Here is a 15037-nt window from a genome sequence, read left to right as displayed (position 1 = left end):
GGCGGTATGACTTCTTCAGTGGGGAAGACGGCCGATGTGGGGTGGAACATCGGCGTTTCGCGGACCTTGCCGTACACCGCCGAGGAGGTGTGGGACTTCCTGGTGAGCCGCGAGGGCGTGGCGATCTGGCTCGGCCCCGGCGTCGAGCTGCCGCGGGAGAAGGGCGCGGAGTACGAGACGGCGAACGGCACGGTCGGCGAGATCCGCGGCTTCGCCGAAGGTGACCGGGTGCGGCTCACGTGGCGGCCGAGCGACTGGGACCACGACTCGACGGTCCAGGTGCGGCTGAGCGGTTCGGGCAGCCGGACCACGCTGCGGTTCCACCAGGAATGGCTTGCGGGCGCGGAAGAACGCGAGGAACAGCGGGCATACTGGCAGGACGTGACCGAACGCGTGGTGGCGGCACTCGCCGAACGCTGACCGGAAGACGACTTGGGGGCACTGTGACAACGGTCGAGGTAACCGAGGATTTCGCACAGGACGCGCACTTGTTCGCCGAAATGCTCCGCGCGGGCGGCCCGGTGCGGCGGGTCCGGATGCCGCGGGGGCTGGACTGCTACATCGTGACGGACTTCGCGCAGGCGCGGGCGCTGCTGGCGGACCCCCGGCTGCGGAAGGACAACCGCCGCGCGCACGAGCTGTTCGAGGCGAAGTTCCCGGCCGGGGCGACAACCCAGGGCGCCTTCGGCGAGGCGCTGGGGCACCACATGCTCAACACCGACCCGCCGGACCATTCGCGGCTGCGCAAGCTGGTGAACAAGGCGTTCACCGGCCGGACCGTGGCCCGGCTGCGGCCGCGGATCGAGGAGATCACCACCGAGCTGCTCGACGCGCTGGCCGGGCAGGAGCGGGCCGATCTGCTGCCGTCGTTCGCCGCGCCGCTGCCGATCACGGTGATCTGCGAGCTGCTCGGCGTGCGCCCCGACGACCGCACGGAGTTCGCCGCCTGGTCCAAGACGTTGCTGAGCTCGTCGGAGCCGGAGGACGCGCAGGCCGCGGCGCAGAACATGTTCGGCTACCTCACCGGGCTGATCGCGCAGAAGCGCGCCGAGCCGGCCGAGGACCTGCTGTCGGACCTGGTGCACGCGAGCGACGACGGCGATTCGCTGTCCGAGGCCGAGCTGGTGTCGATGGCGTTCCTGCTGCTGGTCGCCGGGCACGAGACCACGGTCAACCTGATCGCCAACAGCGTGCTGGCGCTGCTGCGCGAGCCGGAGCAGCTGGCGCTGCTGCGCGCCGACCCGGCGTTGCTGCCCAACGCCGTCGAGGAGTTCCTCCGGTTCGACGGCCCGATCCACCTGGCGACGCTGCGGTTCACCGCGGAGCCGGTCGAGGCGGGCGGGGTGAGGATCCCGGAGGGCGAGTTCGTGCTGATCTCGCTGCTGGGCGCGAACCGGGACGCCGAGCGCTTCCCGGAACCGGACCGGCTCGACGTCACCCGCCCGGCGGGCGGCCACCTGGCGTTCGGGCACGGCATCCACTACTGCGTCGGCGCGCCCCTGGCCCGGCTGGAGGCCGAGATCGCGCTGGCGGGCCTGCTGGCGCGGTTCCCGGACCTGGCGCTGGACGTGAAGCCGGACGAGCTGGTCTACCGTTTCAGCTCCCTGGTGCACGGACTGGAGACCCTGCCCGTCCGGCTGTGAGGTGCGTCGCCCGGCGGGGCCGGGCGGGTGTCGTAGGGTCGGCGGATGGACTCCGCCGGCCTGCTCGCCCTCGACGCCCAGCACGTGTGGCACCCCTACGCGCCGATGCCGGCGAAGGTGCCGTCGCTGCTGGTGACCGAGGCGAGCGGCGTGCGGCTGAAGCTCGCCGACGGCCGGGAGCTCGTCGACGGGATGGCGTCGTGGTGGTCGGCCATCCACGGCTACCGGCACCCGGTGCTCGACGCCGCGCTCGCCGGGCAGGCCGGGCGGATGAGCCACGTCATGTTCGGCGGCCTGACGCACGAGCCCGCGATCACCCTGGCCAAGACCCTGGTCGACCTCACCCCGGACGGGCTCGAGCACGTCTTCCTCTGCGACTCCGGCTCGGTGTCGGTCGAGGTCGCCGCGAAGATGTGCCTGCAGTACCAGCGGTCGCGGGGACTGCCGGGGAAGCGGCGGCTGCTCACCTGGCGCGGCGGCTACCACGGCGACACGTTCACGCCGATGAGCGTGTGCGACCCCGAGGGCGGGATGCACTCGCTGTGGCGCGGCGTCCTGCCCGAACAGGTTTTCGTGCCCGCGCCGCCTCCGGGCTTCGACACGCCGCCCGATGAGTCCTATTTGGACGTTCTCTCGGACGCGATCGCCGAGCACGCCGGGGAACTGGCCGCGGTGATCGTCGAGCCCGTGGTGCAGGGCGCCGGCGGGATGCGGTTCCACCACCCCGCCTACCTGCGCGCGCTGCGGGAACTGACCGAGGCGCACGACGTGCTGCTGATCTTCGACGAGATCGCCACCGGCTTCGGCCGCACGGGCGCGCTGTTCGCGGCCGAGCACGCGGGCGTGACGCCGGACGTGCTCTGCCTAGGCAAGGCCCTGACGGGCGGCTACCTCAGCATGGCGGCGACGCTGTGCACGCCGGAGGTGGCGGCGGGCATTTCGCGCGGCGCGCTGCCGGTGCTCGCGCACGGCCCGACGTTCATGGGCAACCCGCTGGCCTCGGCGGTGGCGAACGCCTCGCTCGGGCTCCTCGCCGGCGGCGGCTGGAAGCAGGACGTGACGCGGATCGAGAAGGCCCTGCTGGACGGCCTCGCGCCCGCCCGCGACCTGCCCGCGGTCACCGACGTCCGGGTCCTCGGCGGGATCGGCGTCCTCCAGCTCGACCACCCGGTGGACATGGCGGCGGCGACGGAGATCGTGACCGGGCAGGGCGCGTGGCTGCGGCCGTTCCGCGACCTCGTCTACGCGATGCCCCCGTACGTTTCGACCGACGACGACCTGGCCGTGATCACCGGCGCGATGCTGGCGGTGGCGGCGAAGGCGTGAGCCGGGTTTCGGCGGACGACGGCCTGGCCGTGATCACCCGCACGAACCGCGCGGTCGCCGCCCGGGCCTGAATTCAGCACATCGGGTGTGACCGCAGGCACACCGAGACCCGAAGGTCCCTCATCGTCGCGCTCCGTGGTGGAGCAAGATCCACACCACGCGATCGGCGGAGGTTGGGCGGGCGCTTTTCGCCTGAAAGGTCCGGGAAACCGAACCGTTCCGTACCGCGGCAAACGCGAGAAATCCTTGCGTAGCGGACTTTTCGGCCGGTTTCGGCGATCCTGCCCCCATGATCGAGATCGTTCGTGGCGAACACGACACCGGACCCCCGAAGCACCCGAAGAACCTCAAGAACCCGAAACACCTGAAACACCTCGAGAACCTCGGCCTCCTCAAGCACGACGTCCTCGCTTCGATCGTCGTCTTCCTCGTCGCCGTCCCCCTGTCCCTCGGCGTGGCCTTCGCCGCCGGGGCGCCCTTGCTCTCCGGCCTGATCTCCGCCGTCGTCGGCGGGCTCGTCGCGAGCGCCTTCGGCGGGTCGCCGCTGCAGGTCAGCGGGCCGTCCGCCGCCCTCACCGTGGTGCTGGCCGACACCATCGCCACCCACGGCTGGCCCGTCACCTGCGCGATCACCGTCGCCGCCGGCCTGCTCCAGATCCTCTTCGGCCTCACCAGGGCCGCCCGCGCCGCGCTCGCCGTGTCGCCGGCCATCGTGCACGGCCTGCTGGCCGGCATCGGCGTCACCCTCGTGCTCGGCCAGCTCCACGTCGTGCTCGGCGGCACGGCGCAGGGCTCCGCGCTCGCCAACGTCCTCGCGCTGCCGGGGCAGATCGCCGGGCACCACGACAAGGCCGTGCTGATCGGCGTCGTCACCCTCGCCGTGCTGCTGGCGTGGCCGCACCTGCCGAAGGCCGTCCGCCGCTTGCCCGCGCCGCTGGCCGCCGTCGCGCTGGCCACCGGCCTGGCCGTCACCACCGGCATGACGCTGCCGCGCGTGGACCTCCCGGCCGGGCTGCCGTCCCTGCACGTCGTGCCGCGGCTGCCGGACGGCGGCTGGGGCGGGTTCGCGCTCGCCGCCGTCACCATCGCGCTCATCGCCGGCCTCGAGAGCCTGCTGTCCGCGGTGTCGGTGGACAAGCTCCGCGGCGGCCCGCGCACCGACCTCGACCGCGAGCTCATCGGGCAGGGCGCGGCGAACGTCGCCGCCGGCGCGCTCGGCGGGTTCCCGGTCACCGGCGTCATCGTGCGCAGCATGACCAACTACGAAGCGGGGGCGCGCACCCGCGCGTCGGCGATCCTGCACTGCCTCTGGATCCTCGCCGCCTGCCTGCTGCTGACCGGCGTCCTGCGGCTGATCCCGCTGGCCGCGCTCGCCGCGCTGCTGGTCTACGTCGGCGCGAAGCTGGTGAACCTCCACGGGCTCAAGGAGGTCCGGCGCCACGGCGACCTGCCGGTGTACGTCGTCACGCTCGCCGGCGCGGTGGCCGTCAACCTGCTCACCGGCGTCGCGGCCGGGATCCTGCTGGCGCTCGCGCTGATGCTGCGGCGGATGATCTTCTCCGGCATCCACGTCGAACGGGAAAGCCCCGACCGCCACCGCGTCGTCATCGAAGGCGCGCTGACGTTCCTCTCCGTGCCGCGGCTGACCCGTGTGCTCGCCGAGGTGCCCCCGCACGCCGAGGTCACCCTGGAACTGCTCGTCGACTACCTCGACCACGCCGCGTTCGACTGCCTGCGCGGCTGGCAGCAGGCGCACGCCGGGCCGGTGACGGTCGACGAGATCGGGCACCCGTGGTTCGAACGCGGCAGCTCGGGCGCGCCGACCGTGCGCCGCAGCGTCGCCGCGCGCGTCGTGCCGCGGTGGCTCGCGCCCTGGTCGCAGTGGCAGGCCGAGCACATGGTGCTGCCCGCCCAGCGCACCGCCAGCTCCCTGCTGTGCCGCGGCGCGTCGGAGTTCCAGCGCCGCACGGCGCCCCTGCTGCGCGACACGTGGGACGGCCTGGCGCACGGCCAGGAGCCGCACACGCTGTTCATCACCTGCGGGGACGCGCGGATCGTGCCGAACCTGATCACCACGAGCGGGCCGGGCGACCTGTTCACCGTGCGGAACATCGGCAACCTGGTACCGCCGGCGGACGGCACCGACTCCTCGGTCGGCGCGGCGATCGAGTACGCCGTCGGCGTGCTCGGGGTCGCCGAGATCGTGGTGTGCGGGCATTCCGGCTGCGGGGCGATGAAGGCGCTGCTCGGCCAGGCGCCGGACGGCCTCGAGCAGCTCGGCAGCTGGCTGCGCCACGGCGAAGCGACGCTCCTGCGCCGCCGCCGCGAGGCCCCGCTGCTGCTCGGCGGCGAGCGGCCGGCCGCCGAGGCCGACCAGCTCGCGCTGCAGAACGTGGTGCAGCAGCTGGAAAACCTGCGCGGCTACCCGGTGGTGGCGGCGGCGCTCGAGCGGGGCGCCCTGCGGCTCACCGGGATGTACTTCGACGTCGGCGCCGCGCAGGTGTCCCTTTTGGACGATGGAACGCGCGGCTTCGTGCCGGCGGGCGCCCTGGAGCACTGACCCGAGCGCCCGGAGGCCACGCCGGTCGCGGAGTCCGCCTGGCGAACACCGACCCACACCCCGGAGGCCACCTTCAGCCCGCGTGCCGAAGGTGGCCTCCGGTGCGTCAGACCCCCGTCCCGAGGCCGGGAAACCGTTGTGTCGTACGAAATTCAACTGTCATCCGACAGAAATGATCTTGTGAACGGCGTGTTAACGACCTGTCCGATTTGTGACATTCAGGCTAAATGGGGCCAATTGTTCACCCGATCGAGTGGTGCATAGCGGACATTTCACTCGATTTCCGGTTGCATGGTGATCATGAGACCCCTCGCCGTGCTCCGCCACGACCTGCCGGCCTCACTGGTCGTCTTCCTCGTAGCCGTCCCCCTGTCCCTCGGCATCGCCCTCGCTTCGGGCGCGCCGGTCGCCGCCGGGCTCGTTGCCGCCGTCGTCGGCGGCGTCGTCGCCGGTGCCCTCGGCGGCTCCGCGCTCCAGGTGAGCGGACCCGCCGCCGGCCTGACCGTCGTCATGGCCGAAACCATCCAGACCTTCGGCTGGGCCGTCACCTGCGCGATCACCGTCGCCGCCGGGGCGCTCCAGATCCTGCTGGGGCTGAGCCGGATCGCCCGTGCCGCGCTGGCCATCTCGCCGGCGATCGTGCACGGCATGCTGGCCGGCATCGGCGTCACGATCGTGCTCGGCCAGCTGCACGTCATCCTCGGCGGCAAGGCCCAGAGCTCCGCGATCGAGAACGTCGCCGAGCTGCCCGCCCAGATCGTCGCCCACCACGACTCCGCCACCGTCGTCGGCCTGCTCACCATCGCGATCCTGCTGATCTGGCCGAAGCTGCCGGCGGCGGTCCGCAAGGTGCCCGGCCCGCTGGCGGCGATCGCCGCCACCACGGTGCTGTCCGTGGCGGTGGGGATGACGCTGCCCCGCGTCGAGCTCCCCGGTGACCTGCTGGACATCCACCTCGTCCCGCAGCTGCCGGACGGCTGGGGCGGGTTCGCCCTCGCCGTCGTCACCATCGCCCTGATCGCCAGCGTGGAGAGCCTGCTCTCGGCGGTCGCGGTCGACCGCCTGCACACCGGGCCGCGCGCCAACCTCGACCGCGAGCTGGTCGGCCAGGGTGCGGCCAACATGGTCTCCGGGGCGCTGGGCGGCCTGCCGGTGACCGGCGTCATCGTCCGCAGCTCCACCAACGTCGCCGCCGGGGCGAAGTCCCGGGCCTCGGCGGTGCTGCACGGCGTCTGGGTGCTGCTGTTCGTCGTCCTGCTCGCCGGGCTGATCGAGAGCATCCCGCTGGCGGCGCTGGCCGGGCTGCTGGTGCACGTCGGCGCGAAGCTGGTCAACCCCGGGCACATGAAGCAGGTCCTGGCCCACGGCGACCTGCCCGTCTACCTGCTCACCCTCGGCGGCGTCGTCGTGTTCGACCTGCTCACCGGCGTGCTCGCCGGGATCGGGCTCGCGCTGGTGCTGATGCTGCGCCGCACGGTCTGGTCGGGCATCCACGTCGAAGGGGAAGGTGACGCCCGGCGCGTGGTCGTCGAAGGCGTCCTGACGTTCCTGTCGGTGCCGCGGCTGTCGAAGGTGCTCGGCGCCATCCCGGCCGGGGTGCCGGTGCGGCTGGAACTGGTCGTCGACTACCTCGACCACGCCGCGTTCGAAAGCCTGCACACCTGGCAGCAGGCGCACGAACGCGCCGGCGGCGCGGTGGAGGTCGACGAGGTCGGCCACCCCTGGTTCGGCGAAGGCAAGGCGGGCCGCCCGACGCGGTCCCGGCTCGCCGCGAGCAGCGCCGTGCCGCGCTGGCTCGCACCCTGGTCGGAGTGGCAGGCGGCCGAAGCCGTCGAAATCCCCGCCCAGCAGACCCGCCGCGGGGCCACGGAGTTCCACCGCCGGGCCGCGCCGCTGCTGCGCGACACGCTGTCCGGGCTCGCCGACGGCCAGCGGCCGCGCACGCTGTTCATCACGTGCGGCGATTCTCGCATCGTGCCCAATCTCATCACCACGAGCGGGCCGGGCGACCTGTTCACCATCCGCAACATCGGCAACCTCGTCCCACCCGGCCAGGCCGACCCGTCGATGAACGCGTCCATCGAATTCGCCGTCGGCGTGCTCGGGGTGTCGGAGATCGTCGTCTGCGGGCATTCCTCCTGCGGGGCCATGAAAGCCCTGGCAGAGGGGCCGCCCGCGGGTCCGCTGGCCGACTGGCTGCGGCACGCCGAGCCCACCTCCCGGCGGTCCGGGCCGATCACCGTCGACGGAATCCGCCCGGATCGCGAGAGCGACCGGCTGGCGTTGCAGAACGTGCTCCAGCAGCTCGACCACCTGCGGGAGTATCCGCTGGTCGCGGCGGCCGAAGGGGCCGGGAAGCTGCAGCTGACCGGGATGTACTTCGACGTCGGGGCCGCGAGCGTGCATTTGCTCGACGGCGAAGCGCGCGCGTTCGTCGCCGTCGGGCTGTAGCCCGAACGGCGGTTCCCCGTCCGGGGACGGCGTGCCAACTTCTAGCGTCCACACGGCACACGGGATCGGGGCCCGTGCGCCGGTCGCCGAAGGGGGTTGGCACGCATGTCGCTTTCCAGACGTATCCGGGTGCTCACCGTGGCCGTGCTGGCCGCGGTCACCGGGTTTCCCGCTGTGCCGGCCGTCGCCTCGACGGCCGGCACCGCACTCCAGTGGGGCCCCTGCGCCGGGGTGCCCGAACCGAGCCAGGGCCTGCAGTGCACGACGATGAGCGCGCCGCTGGACTACGCGCGGCCGTGGGGGGAGAAGATCACGCTCGCGTTCTCCCGGCTGCCGGCCGCCGATCCGGCCAAGCGCCGCGGCGTGCTCCTGCTGAACCCGGGTTCGCAGGGCGACTCGCAGCTCGGCCTGCCCCTGCAGCTGCTGGCCCTGGGCCTGCCGCAGGCCGTCCGGGACACCTACGACCTGATCGCGTTCGACCCGCGCGGGGCCGGGAACAGCACCCGGGTGACGTGCAACCTGCCCGTGACCTTCATGATCCCGCCCGCCTACGCCGTGACGGACGCGGGCGTCGACACGCAGGCCGCGGTCGCCCGCCAGAACGCCCAGGGCTGCGCGGACGCGCCGTCGGCGCCGCTGCTGCCCCACATCACCGTCCGGAACGTGGCGCGTGACCTGGACGGCATCCGGGCGGCCCTCGGCGAGCGGCGGATCTCCTTCCTCGGCTACTCGTTCGGGGCCTTCCTCGGCGCGACCTACGCGACGATGTACCCGGACCGCACCGACCGGGTGGTGCTGGACAGCTCGACCGGGCCGGGCGGCCTCGACTACACCTGGTCGCGCCGGTTCGCCTCGGGCTTCGAGAAGCACTTCCCCGACTTCGCCGCCTGGGCCGCCGCCCAGGACGCGACCTACGGCCTCGGCAGCACGCCGGAAGCGGTCAAGGCCAAGTACTTCGCGCTCGCCGCGAAGCTCGACCAGACGCCGATCGAGACCGTCGACGGCGCCACGTTCCGCTGGATCAACGAGGCCCTGACCCAGTCGGACGCCACCTTCCCGCTGCTCGCCCAGGTCTGGCAGCAGGCCGAGAACGGCACGATCGCGCGGCCGCCGCTGCCGCCCGGGTTCGACTTCTCCGGGCTGCTGGCGATCGTCTGCAACATGGACGGCTGGCCGAAGGACGTCGAGGTCTACCGGCACGCCGTGGCCGAGGACCGGGCGCGCTACCCGATGCTCGGCGCGGCGTCGGCGAACGTCTGGGCCTGCGCGTTCTGGCCGGCGCAGAAGACCGAGCCGCAGGTGCGCATCACCGACCGCGGCCCGTCGAACATCCTCATGGTGCAGAACCTGCGCGACAACGGCACGGACTACCCGGGCGGCGTCGAGATGCGCGCGGCACTGGGGTACCGGGCCCGGCTGGTGACCGTCGACCAGGGCGGGCACCGCGCGTACCTGTTCGGCACCAACGCCTGCGCGAACGACACGGTGGCCCGCTACCTGGCCGAGGGGGTTCGCCCGGCCGGGGACGCGTTCTGCCCGGCCTGAACCCGGTCGCCGCCCGCGGGCGGGGGTCACTATCTTGATTGTCCGTGACCATGCTGGTGATGACGGGGACCGGGACCGGGGTCGGCAAGACGATCACCACGGCGGCGATCGCGGCCCTGGCGGTGGCCGGCGGGCAGCGGACGGCCGTGCTGAAACCGGCTCAGACGGGCGTGCGCCCCGATGAGCCCGGTGACCTGCAGGACGTCGTCCGTCTCGCCGGGCCCGAGGTGACTACGCGCGAGCTGCGCCGGTACCCGGACCCGTTGTCGCCGGAGGCCGCCGCCCGCCGCAGCGGCCTCCCGGCGCTCGACCCCGGCGAGATCGCCCAGGCGGCGTCGGACCTCGACGGCGGGCACGACCTGACCCTGATCGAGGGCGCGGGCGGGCTGCTGGTGCGCTTCGACGGCACCGGCGCCAGCCTCGCCGACGTCGCCTGGTCGCTCGGCTCGCTCGTGCTCATCGTGGCCGAAGCGGGCCTCGGCACGCTCAACGCCACCGCGCTGACCGCCGAGGTCGCCACCAAGCGCGGGCTCACCGTCGCCGGGGTGATCATCGGCGCGTGGCCGGCCGAACCGGACCTCGCGGCGCTGTCCAACCTCGAAGACCTGCCGGTCGCGGCGGGGGCGCCGCTGCTCGGCGTGCTCCCCGCCGGGCTCGGCACGGCGTCCCGCGAGGAGTTCCTGGCCGCGGCGCGGGCCGGGCTCTCGCCGTGGTTCGGCGGCGAATTCGACCCGGAACTTTTCGCCGGGTGCGCTTCTGCCGAGAAGTGACCTGCGTCGCTGTCGTCCCGAGGTGCCGTCGTGCACGATGAGGGACGCTTCCGCCACCACCACCAAGGAGATGCCGTGACCGCAGTCCCGGACACCGATGTCCTCGCCTACGCGCGCGAGCAGGTCCTCGAAAACGGCGTCGGCCTCGGTGAACAGCAGGTCCTCGACGTGCTCCGGCTGCCCGACAACCGGCTGCCCGACCTGCTGGCCCTCGCGCACGAGGTGCGGATGCGCTGGTGCGGGCCCGAGGTCGAGGTCGAGGGCATCATCAGCCTCAAGACCGGCGGCTGTCCCGAGGACTGCCACTTCTGCTCCCAGTCGGGCCGCTTCCCGACGCCGGTGCGCTCGGCGTGGCTCGACATCCCGAACCTGGTCAAGGCCGCCCGGCAGACCGCCGAGACCGGCGCGACGGAGTTCTGCATCGTCGCCGCCGTCCGCGGGCCGGACCAGCGGCTGCTTTCGCAGGTCCGCGAGGGCGTCCGCGCCATCCGGGAAGACGGCAACGACATCCAGATCGCCTGCTCCCTCGGCATGCTCACGCAGGAGCAGGTCGACGAGCTCGTCGAGATGGGCGTGCACCGCTACAACCACAACCTGGAGACGGCGCGTTCGCACTTCCCGTCGGTGGTCACCACCCACACGTGGGAGGAGCGCTGGGACACGCTGCGGATGGTCGCCGAGGCGGGCATGGAGGTCTGCTGCGGCGGCATCATCGGCATGGGGGAGACGGTCGAGCAGCGCGCGGAGTTCGCGGTGCAGCTGGCCGAGCTGAGCCCGCACGAGGTGCCGGTGAACTTCCTCATCCCGCAGCCGGGCACGCCGTACGAGCACTACGAGATCGTCGAGGGCAAGGACGCGCTCCGGACGGTGGCGGCGTTCCGGCTCGCGATGCCGCGCACGATGCTGCGCTTCGCCGGCGGCCGCGAGCTGACCCTCGGTGACCTCGGCGCGGAGCAGGGCATGCTCGGCGGGATCAACGCGATCATCGTCGGCAACTACCTGACCAACCTGGGCCGCCCGGCTTCGGCGGACCTGGAGATGCTCGACGAGCTCAAGATGCCCATCAAGGCCCTCAGTGACAGCCTCTGATCCTGCCGCGTACTGCGTCCACTGTGGACAACCCTCGGCGGGCGGCGCGGACCACCCGGCCTGCCACAACCCGAGGACGGCCCTGGAGCCGCCGCGCTACTGCACGCACTGCGCGCGCCGCCTGGTGGTCCAGGTGAGCCCGCTCGGCTGGACGGCCCGCTGCAGCCGCCACGGCGACACGGCAAGCGGTTGACGGCCGCGGGCCGCTGCCACCCCGCCGCGGCGGGTGGCGGGCGGCCGTGGGCCGCTGCCGCCATCATGGTGAGCAGCTGGTGGCCGCGGGCTGCCGCAAGCCGCCACGGCGAGCGGTTGACGGCCGCGGGCCGCAAGCCGCCGCGGCGAGCGGCCGGCGGCCGCGGGGCGTTCACGACGTCCGGCCGACGATCTCGTCCGCGGGGTGTTCACGACGCCCCGCGTGGCGACACGGCCCGCGGTGGAGACCGACCTCGCACCGACCGGTTACCCTCGGTCGCAACGTGTCGCAGGAGGGAGTCCGGGTGAGTGAGTCGTCGGGGCCCGCGCACCGGCCGTCGGCCGTGGCCGGCCCGTGGTCGGTGCCCGTGCTGTTCCGGGAACGGCGGCCCCGCGTCGTCGTCAAGGCCGACCTGCTGCCCGCGCTGAGCGTGCTCCTGACGCTGACCGTGCTGGGCCTCCCGCTGGGCTTCCTGTGGTCGCGGCTCGCACCGCCCGAGCGCGTCCGGATCGTCGCCGCCGACGGCACCCAGGGCCCCCTGGAGCTGGAGAGCTGGCACCGGTTCGACGACCTCGCTGTGTTCGGGTTCCTCACCCTCGGGCTGGGGATCGTCACCGGCGTCGTCATCTGGCTGCTGCGTGAACGGCGCGGGCCGGTCGTCTTCCTCGCCGCCGTGCTCGGCGTCGCGCTCGCGAGCGCCGGGGCGATGTGGATCGGCGTCCGGCTGGCGAACGTCCACTACGCCATTTCGAGCGCGCCCGCGCTCGGCTCGGTGATCGAGCTCGCGCCGCGCCTGGAGTCGTGGTGGGTCCTGATCACCGGCCCGCTGGGCGTGTCCATCGCCTACACGCTGCTGACCACCTGGAACGGCCGGGACGACCTCGGCCGCCGCCTCGGATAGGCGTTTTGCCCTAGGCTGGTGCCCTCGACCACAGGGGGTTCAGTGACTGAAGACATCGAGGTTTCGCGGCACAACGCCGTCCGGTTTCCCGGCATCAGCCCGCGCGCGTACGAGCATCCCGTGGACCGCGGCGCGCTCGCCACGCTGCGCGCGGTGCCGGGCTTCGCCCAGGTCGTCAAGGCCGTTTCGGGCTTCTACAACGAGCGCGGCGAGCGGCTGATGGCGCTGGCGTCGTCGATCCGCGTCGGGCCGAAGCAGTACCCGGAGCTCGACCGGCTGCGCCACGAATGCGCCGAGACGCTGGACCTGCCGGCGGTGCCGAACCTGTTCGTCTACCAGGACCCGCGCATCCAGGCGGAGACGGTCGGCATGGACGAGCCGTTCATCCGCGTCAGCACCGGGCTCGTCGAGCTGATGAGCCACGAGTCCCTGCGGTTCGTGCTCGGGCACGAGATGGGGCACGTGCTGTCCGGGCACGTGGTCTACCGCACGATCATGGTGCGCCTGATCGGGCTGCAGCTGGCGATGTCGTGGACGCCGGTCAGCGCGCTCGGCATCCGGGCGATCATCGCGGCGCTGCGGGAGTGGTTCCGCAAGGCCGAGCTGTCGTGCGACCGCGCGGGGCTGCTCTGCAGCCAGGACCCGACAGCGGCGCTGCGCGCCCAGATCCAGGTCGCGGGCGGCATCGACCCGTCCCGCATCGACATCCCGTCGTTCCTGCAGCAGGCGACCGAGTACGAGTCCGTCGAGGACATCCGCGACAGCTTCCTCAAGCTCAAGTTCGTGGAGACGGAGTCGCACCCGTTCGCGGTGGTCCGTGCGGCCCAGCTGCAGCGCTGGGCGGCGTCGGAGGAGTACCGCGCGATCCTCGCGGGCGACTACCCCCGCCGCGACGACGACACCCCGGCGTCCGACTGGAAGGACGACCTCAAGTCCGCGGCCAAGTCGTACAAGGACTCGTGGAGCGCCTCGGCCGACCCGCTGACGAAGGTGTTCAGCGACGTGGGCGAGGCCGTGTCGGGCGCGGCGGGCAAGGTGTGGAACAAGTTCGGGAACGGCAACGGCAACGGGTCCGGGAGTGGGGCACGCCCGGAGGCCGACTCCTGATCCGGGAAACCCCAATCGGCGTTGGCCGCCGAGGGGTCAGTTGAGGCTGGCCGGGCGGCTCAGATCCGTGAGCTCGCCCGGCGGCAGCGGCACCGCCCCCAGCTTGTTCAAAAACCCCGCCTCGCGCGTCAGCAGACGGCAAGCGATCCGCAGCCGGCGCAGGGGATGCCTCTCCTCGAGGAGCCGCTGGCGGTCTTCGAGGGGCAGCAGGCAGTCCGCGGCCAGCTGGTACGCCAGCTCGGCGATCGTGGTTTCCGGGTCCGGGGCGTGCCAGTCGTCGCTGCGCCACGCCGTTTCGCAGTAGCGCCGGTGGGCCGCGCGGGCGACCGTCGCCAGGCGCTCGGCCATGTCGCCCGACGGAGCCACCGGGTCGTCGTCCACCCACTCCACCGACGCGATCAGGTACGGCGCCGAAACGCAGTCGAGGTCGCGCAGGCGGAAACGGCGCTGGGCCTGCGTCACCACGTCGAAGCGGCCGTCCGGCAGGCGTTTCGCCTCGCGCAGCACCGTGCTGCAGCCGATCTCGTACAACTGGTCCAGACCACGGACTTCGCGGGTCAGCGACGACCGCAGGGCGACCACGCCGAATTCGCGCCCCGGTACCGTGCCGCCCACCAGGTCCGCCGTCAGCTGCCGGTACCGCGGTTCGAAGATGTGCAGCGGGAGCTTGGTGCCGGGCAGCAGCACGGTCTGGAGCGGGAACAACGGCAGGATCGTCGTCGTCGCGTCACTTTCCGATTCCGGCTCGGTCACGCGTCCACGGTAAGGGGAGAACGGCCCGGGCGCAGCACGGTGGGCCCCGGCGGCATCGTGGTCATCGGTTCGGCGGCCTGAACACCGCGAACGGATCGGTGATCTGCATGCCCTTGCCGGCGAAGGAGAACAGGGCCGCGGGACGGCCGCCCGCGCGGCCCGGCGGTGCCGTGTGCCCCGTCGGCACCAGCAGCCCGCGCCGGGACAGCACCCGCTGCAGGTTCGTCGCCGACACCCGGTAACCCAGCGCGGCCGAATACAGCCCGCGCAGCGCCGACACCGTGAACTCCTCGGGCGCCAGGGCGAACCCCAGGTTGGTGTAACAGAGTTTCGAGCGCAGGCGGTCGCGGGCGCGCAGCACGATCGACTCGTGGTCGAACGCCGTGCGCGGCAGCCGGGCGACGTCGTGCCATTCGGTGTCCTCGGGCACCTCGGGGTCGACATCGGACGGAACGAGCCCGAGGAACGCCGTCGCCACCACGCGCGGCCCCGGCACCCGGTGCGGGTCGCTGAACACCGCCAGCTGCTCGACGTGCTTGAGCTGCCGGACGTCGACCTTCTCGGCGAGCTGGCGCCGGATCGACGTCTCGACGTCCTCGTCGGGCCGCAGCCGCCCGCCCGGCAGCGACCAGCGGCCGAGGTGCGGATCGAGCGCGCGGCGCCACAGCAGCACGCGGAGTGTGTCCGAGCGCACTTGCA

13 protein-coding genes are annotated in these 15037 nt (G+C 72.6%); 11 read left to right on the top strand and 2 right to left on the bottom strand.

The genetic code is table 11. The features are described 5' to 3' along the window. Window positions 1–6: 6 nt before the first annotated feature. From ACH54P_RS17855 to ACH54P_RS17805, 11 genes are all read left to right on the top strand, one after another. Window positions 7–420, top strand: a complete 414-nt coding sequence (locus tag ACH54P_RS17855; protein ID WP_489914120.1) for an SRPBCC family protein — start codon at window positions 7–9, stop codon at window positions 418–420. An 80-nt stretch (window positions 421–500) separates the two neighbouring features. After that, window positions 501–1643 carry a cytochrome P450 family protein gene (locus tag ACH54P_RS17850; RefSeq protein WP_489916492.1) on the top strand — a complete coding sequence of 381 codons (1143 nt, stop codon included), beginning with the start codon at window positions 501–503 and terminating at the stop codon, window positions 1641–1643. A gap of 45 nt (window positions 1644–1688) precedes the next feature. Beyond that, a complete protein-coding gene (locus ACH54P_RS17845; protein WP_489914118.1) occupies window positions 1689–2969 on the top strand; it encodes an adenosylmethionine--8-amino-7-oxononanoate transaminase in 1281 nt (426 codons plus the stop codon). A 289-nt stretch (window positions 2970–3258) separates the two neighbouring features. Next, the gene (locus ACH54P_RS17840) at window positions 3259–5529 is read left to right on the top strand and encodes a bifunctional SulP family inorganic anion transporter/carbonic anhydrase (protein ID WP_489914116.1); all 2271 of its coding nucleotides are present in this window, start codon (window positions 3259–3261) and stop codon (window positions 5527–5529) included. A 291-nt stretch (window positions 5530–5820) separates the two neighbouring features. Next, complete coding sequence (locus ACH54P_RS17835; protein ID WP_489914114.1) at window positions 5821–7980, top strand: SulP family inorganic anion transporter; 2160 nt, start codon at window positions 5821–5823, stop codon at window positions 7978–7980. A gap of 105 nt (window positions 7981–8085) precedes the next feature. After that, window positions 8086–9525 carry an alpha/beta hydrolase gene (locus ACH54P_RS17830; RefSeq protein WP_489914112.1) on the top strand — a complete coding sequence of 480 codons (1440 nt, stop codon included), beginning with the start codon at window positions 8086–8088 and terminating at the stop codon, window positions 9523–9525. A 50-nt stretch (window positions 9526–9575) separates the two neighbouring features. Beyond that, on the top strand, window positions 9576–10295 hold the full coding sequence (gene bioD, locus ACH54P_RS17825; protein WP_489916490.1) for a dethiobiotin synthase: 720 nt from the start codon (window positions 9576–9578) through the stop codon (window positions 10293–10295). Window positions 10296–10370: 75 nt separating this feature from the next. Continuing rightward, entirely contained in the window at window positions 10371–11384 is a 1014-nt protein-coding gene (gene bioB / locus ACH54P_RS17820; RefSeq protein ID WP_489914110.1) for a biotin synthase BioB, read from the top strand. Next, entirely contained in the window at window positions 11371–11577 is a 207-nt protein-coding gene (gene bsaP, locus ACH54P_RS17815; RefSeq protein WP_489914108.1) for a biotin synthase auxiliary protein BsaP, read from the top strand. The genes bioB and bsaP overlap by 14 nt, the downstream gene beginning before the upstream one ends. 304 nt (window positions 11578–11881) lie before the next feature. Next, entirely contained in the window at window positions 11882–12478 is a 597-nt protein-coding gene (locus ACH54P_RS17810; protein WP_489914106.1) for a DUF2567 domain-containing protein, read from the top strand. A 42-nt stretch (window positions 12479–12520) separates the two neighbouring features. Next, window positions 12521–13585, top strand: coding sequence for a M48 family metallopeptidase (locus ACH54P_RS17805; protein ID WP_489914104.1), 1065 nt, complete (start codon window positions 12521–12523; stop codon window positions 13583–13585). A gap of 36 nt (window positions 13586–13621) precedes the next feature. Here ACH54P_RS17805 and ACH54P_RS17800 read toward each other — a convergent pair whose 3' ends face one another. Together ACH54P_RS17800 and ACH54P_RS17795 are read right to left on the bottom strand one after the other, a co-directional pair. Then, window positions 13622–14338, bottom strand: coding sequence for an LON peptidase substrate-binding domain-containing protein (locus ACH54P_RS17800; protein WP_489914102.1), 717 nt, complete (start codon window positions 14336–14338; stop codon window positions 13622–13624). Between the two features lie 61 nt (window positions 14339–14399). Next, complete coding sequence (locus ACH54P_RS17795; RefSeq protein ID WP_489916488.1) at window positions 14400–15032, bottom strand: NUDIX hydrolase; 633 nt, start codon at window positions 15030–15032, stop codon at window positions 14400–14402. Window positions 15033–15037: the final 5 nt, after the last annotated feature.

This window comes from Amycolatopsis sp. N2S4-7 (assembly GCF_058119595.1).
The sequence above is the reverse complement of the archived record's forward strand: the minus strand, read 5'-3'. Positions and strand labels throughout refer to the sequence as shown.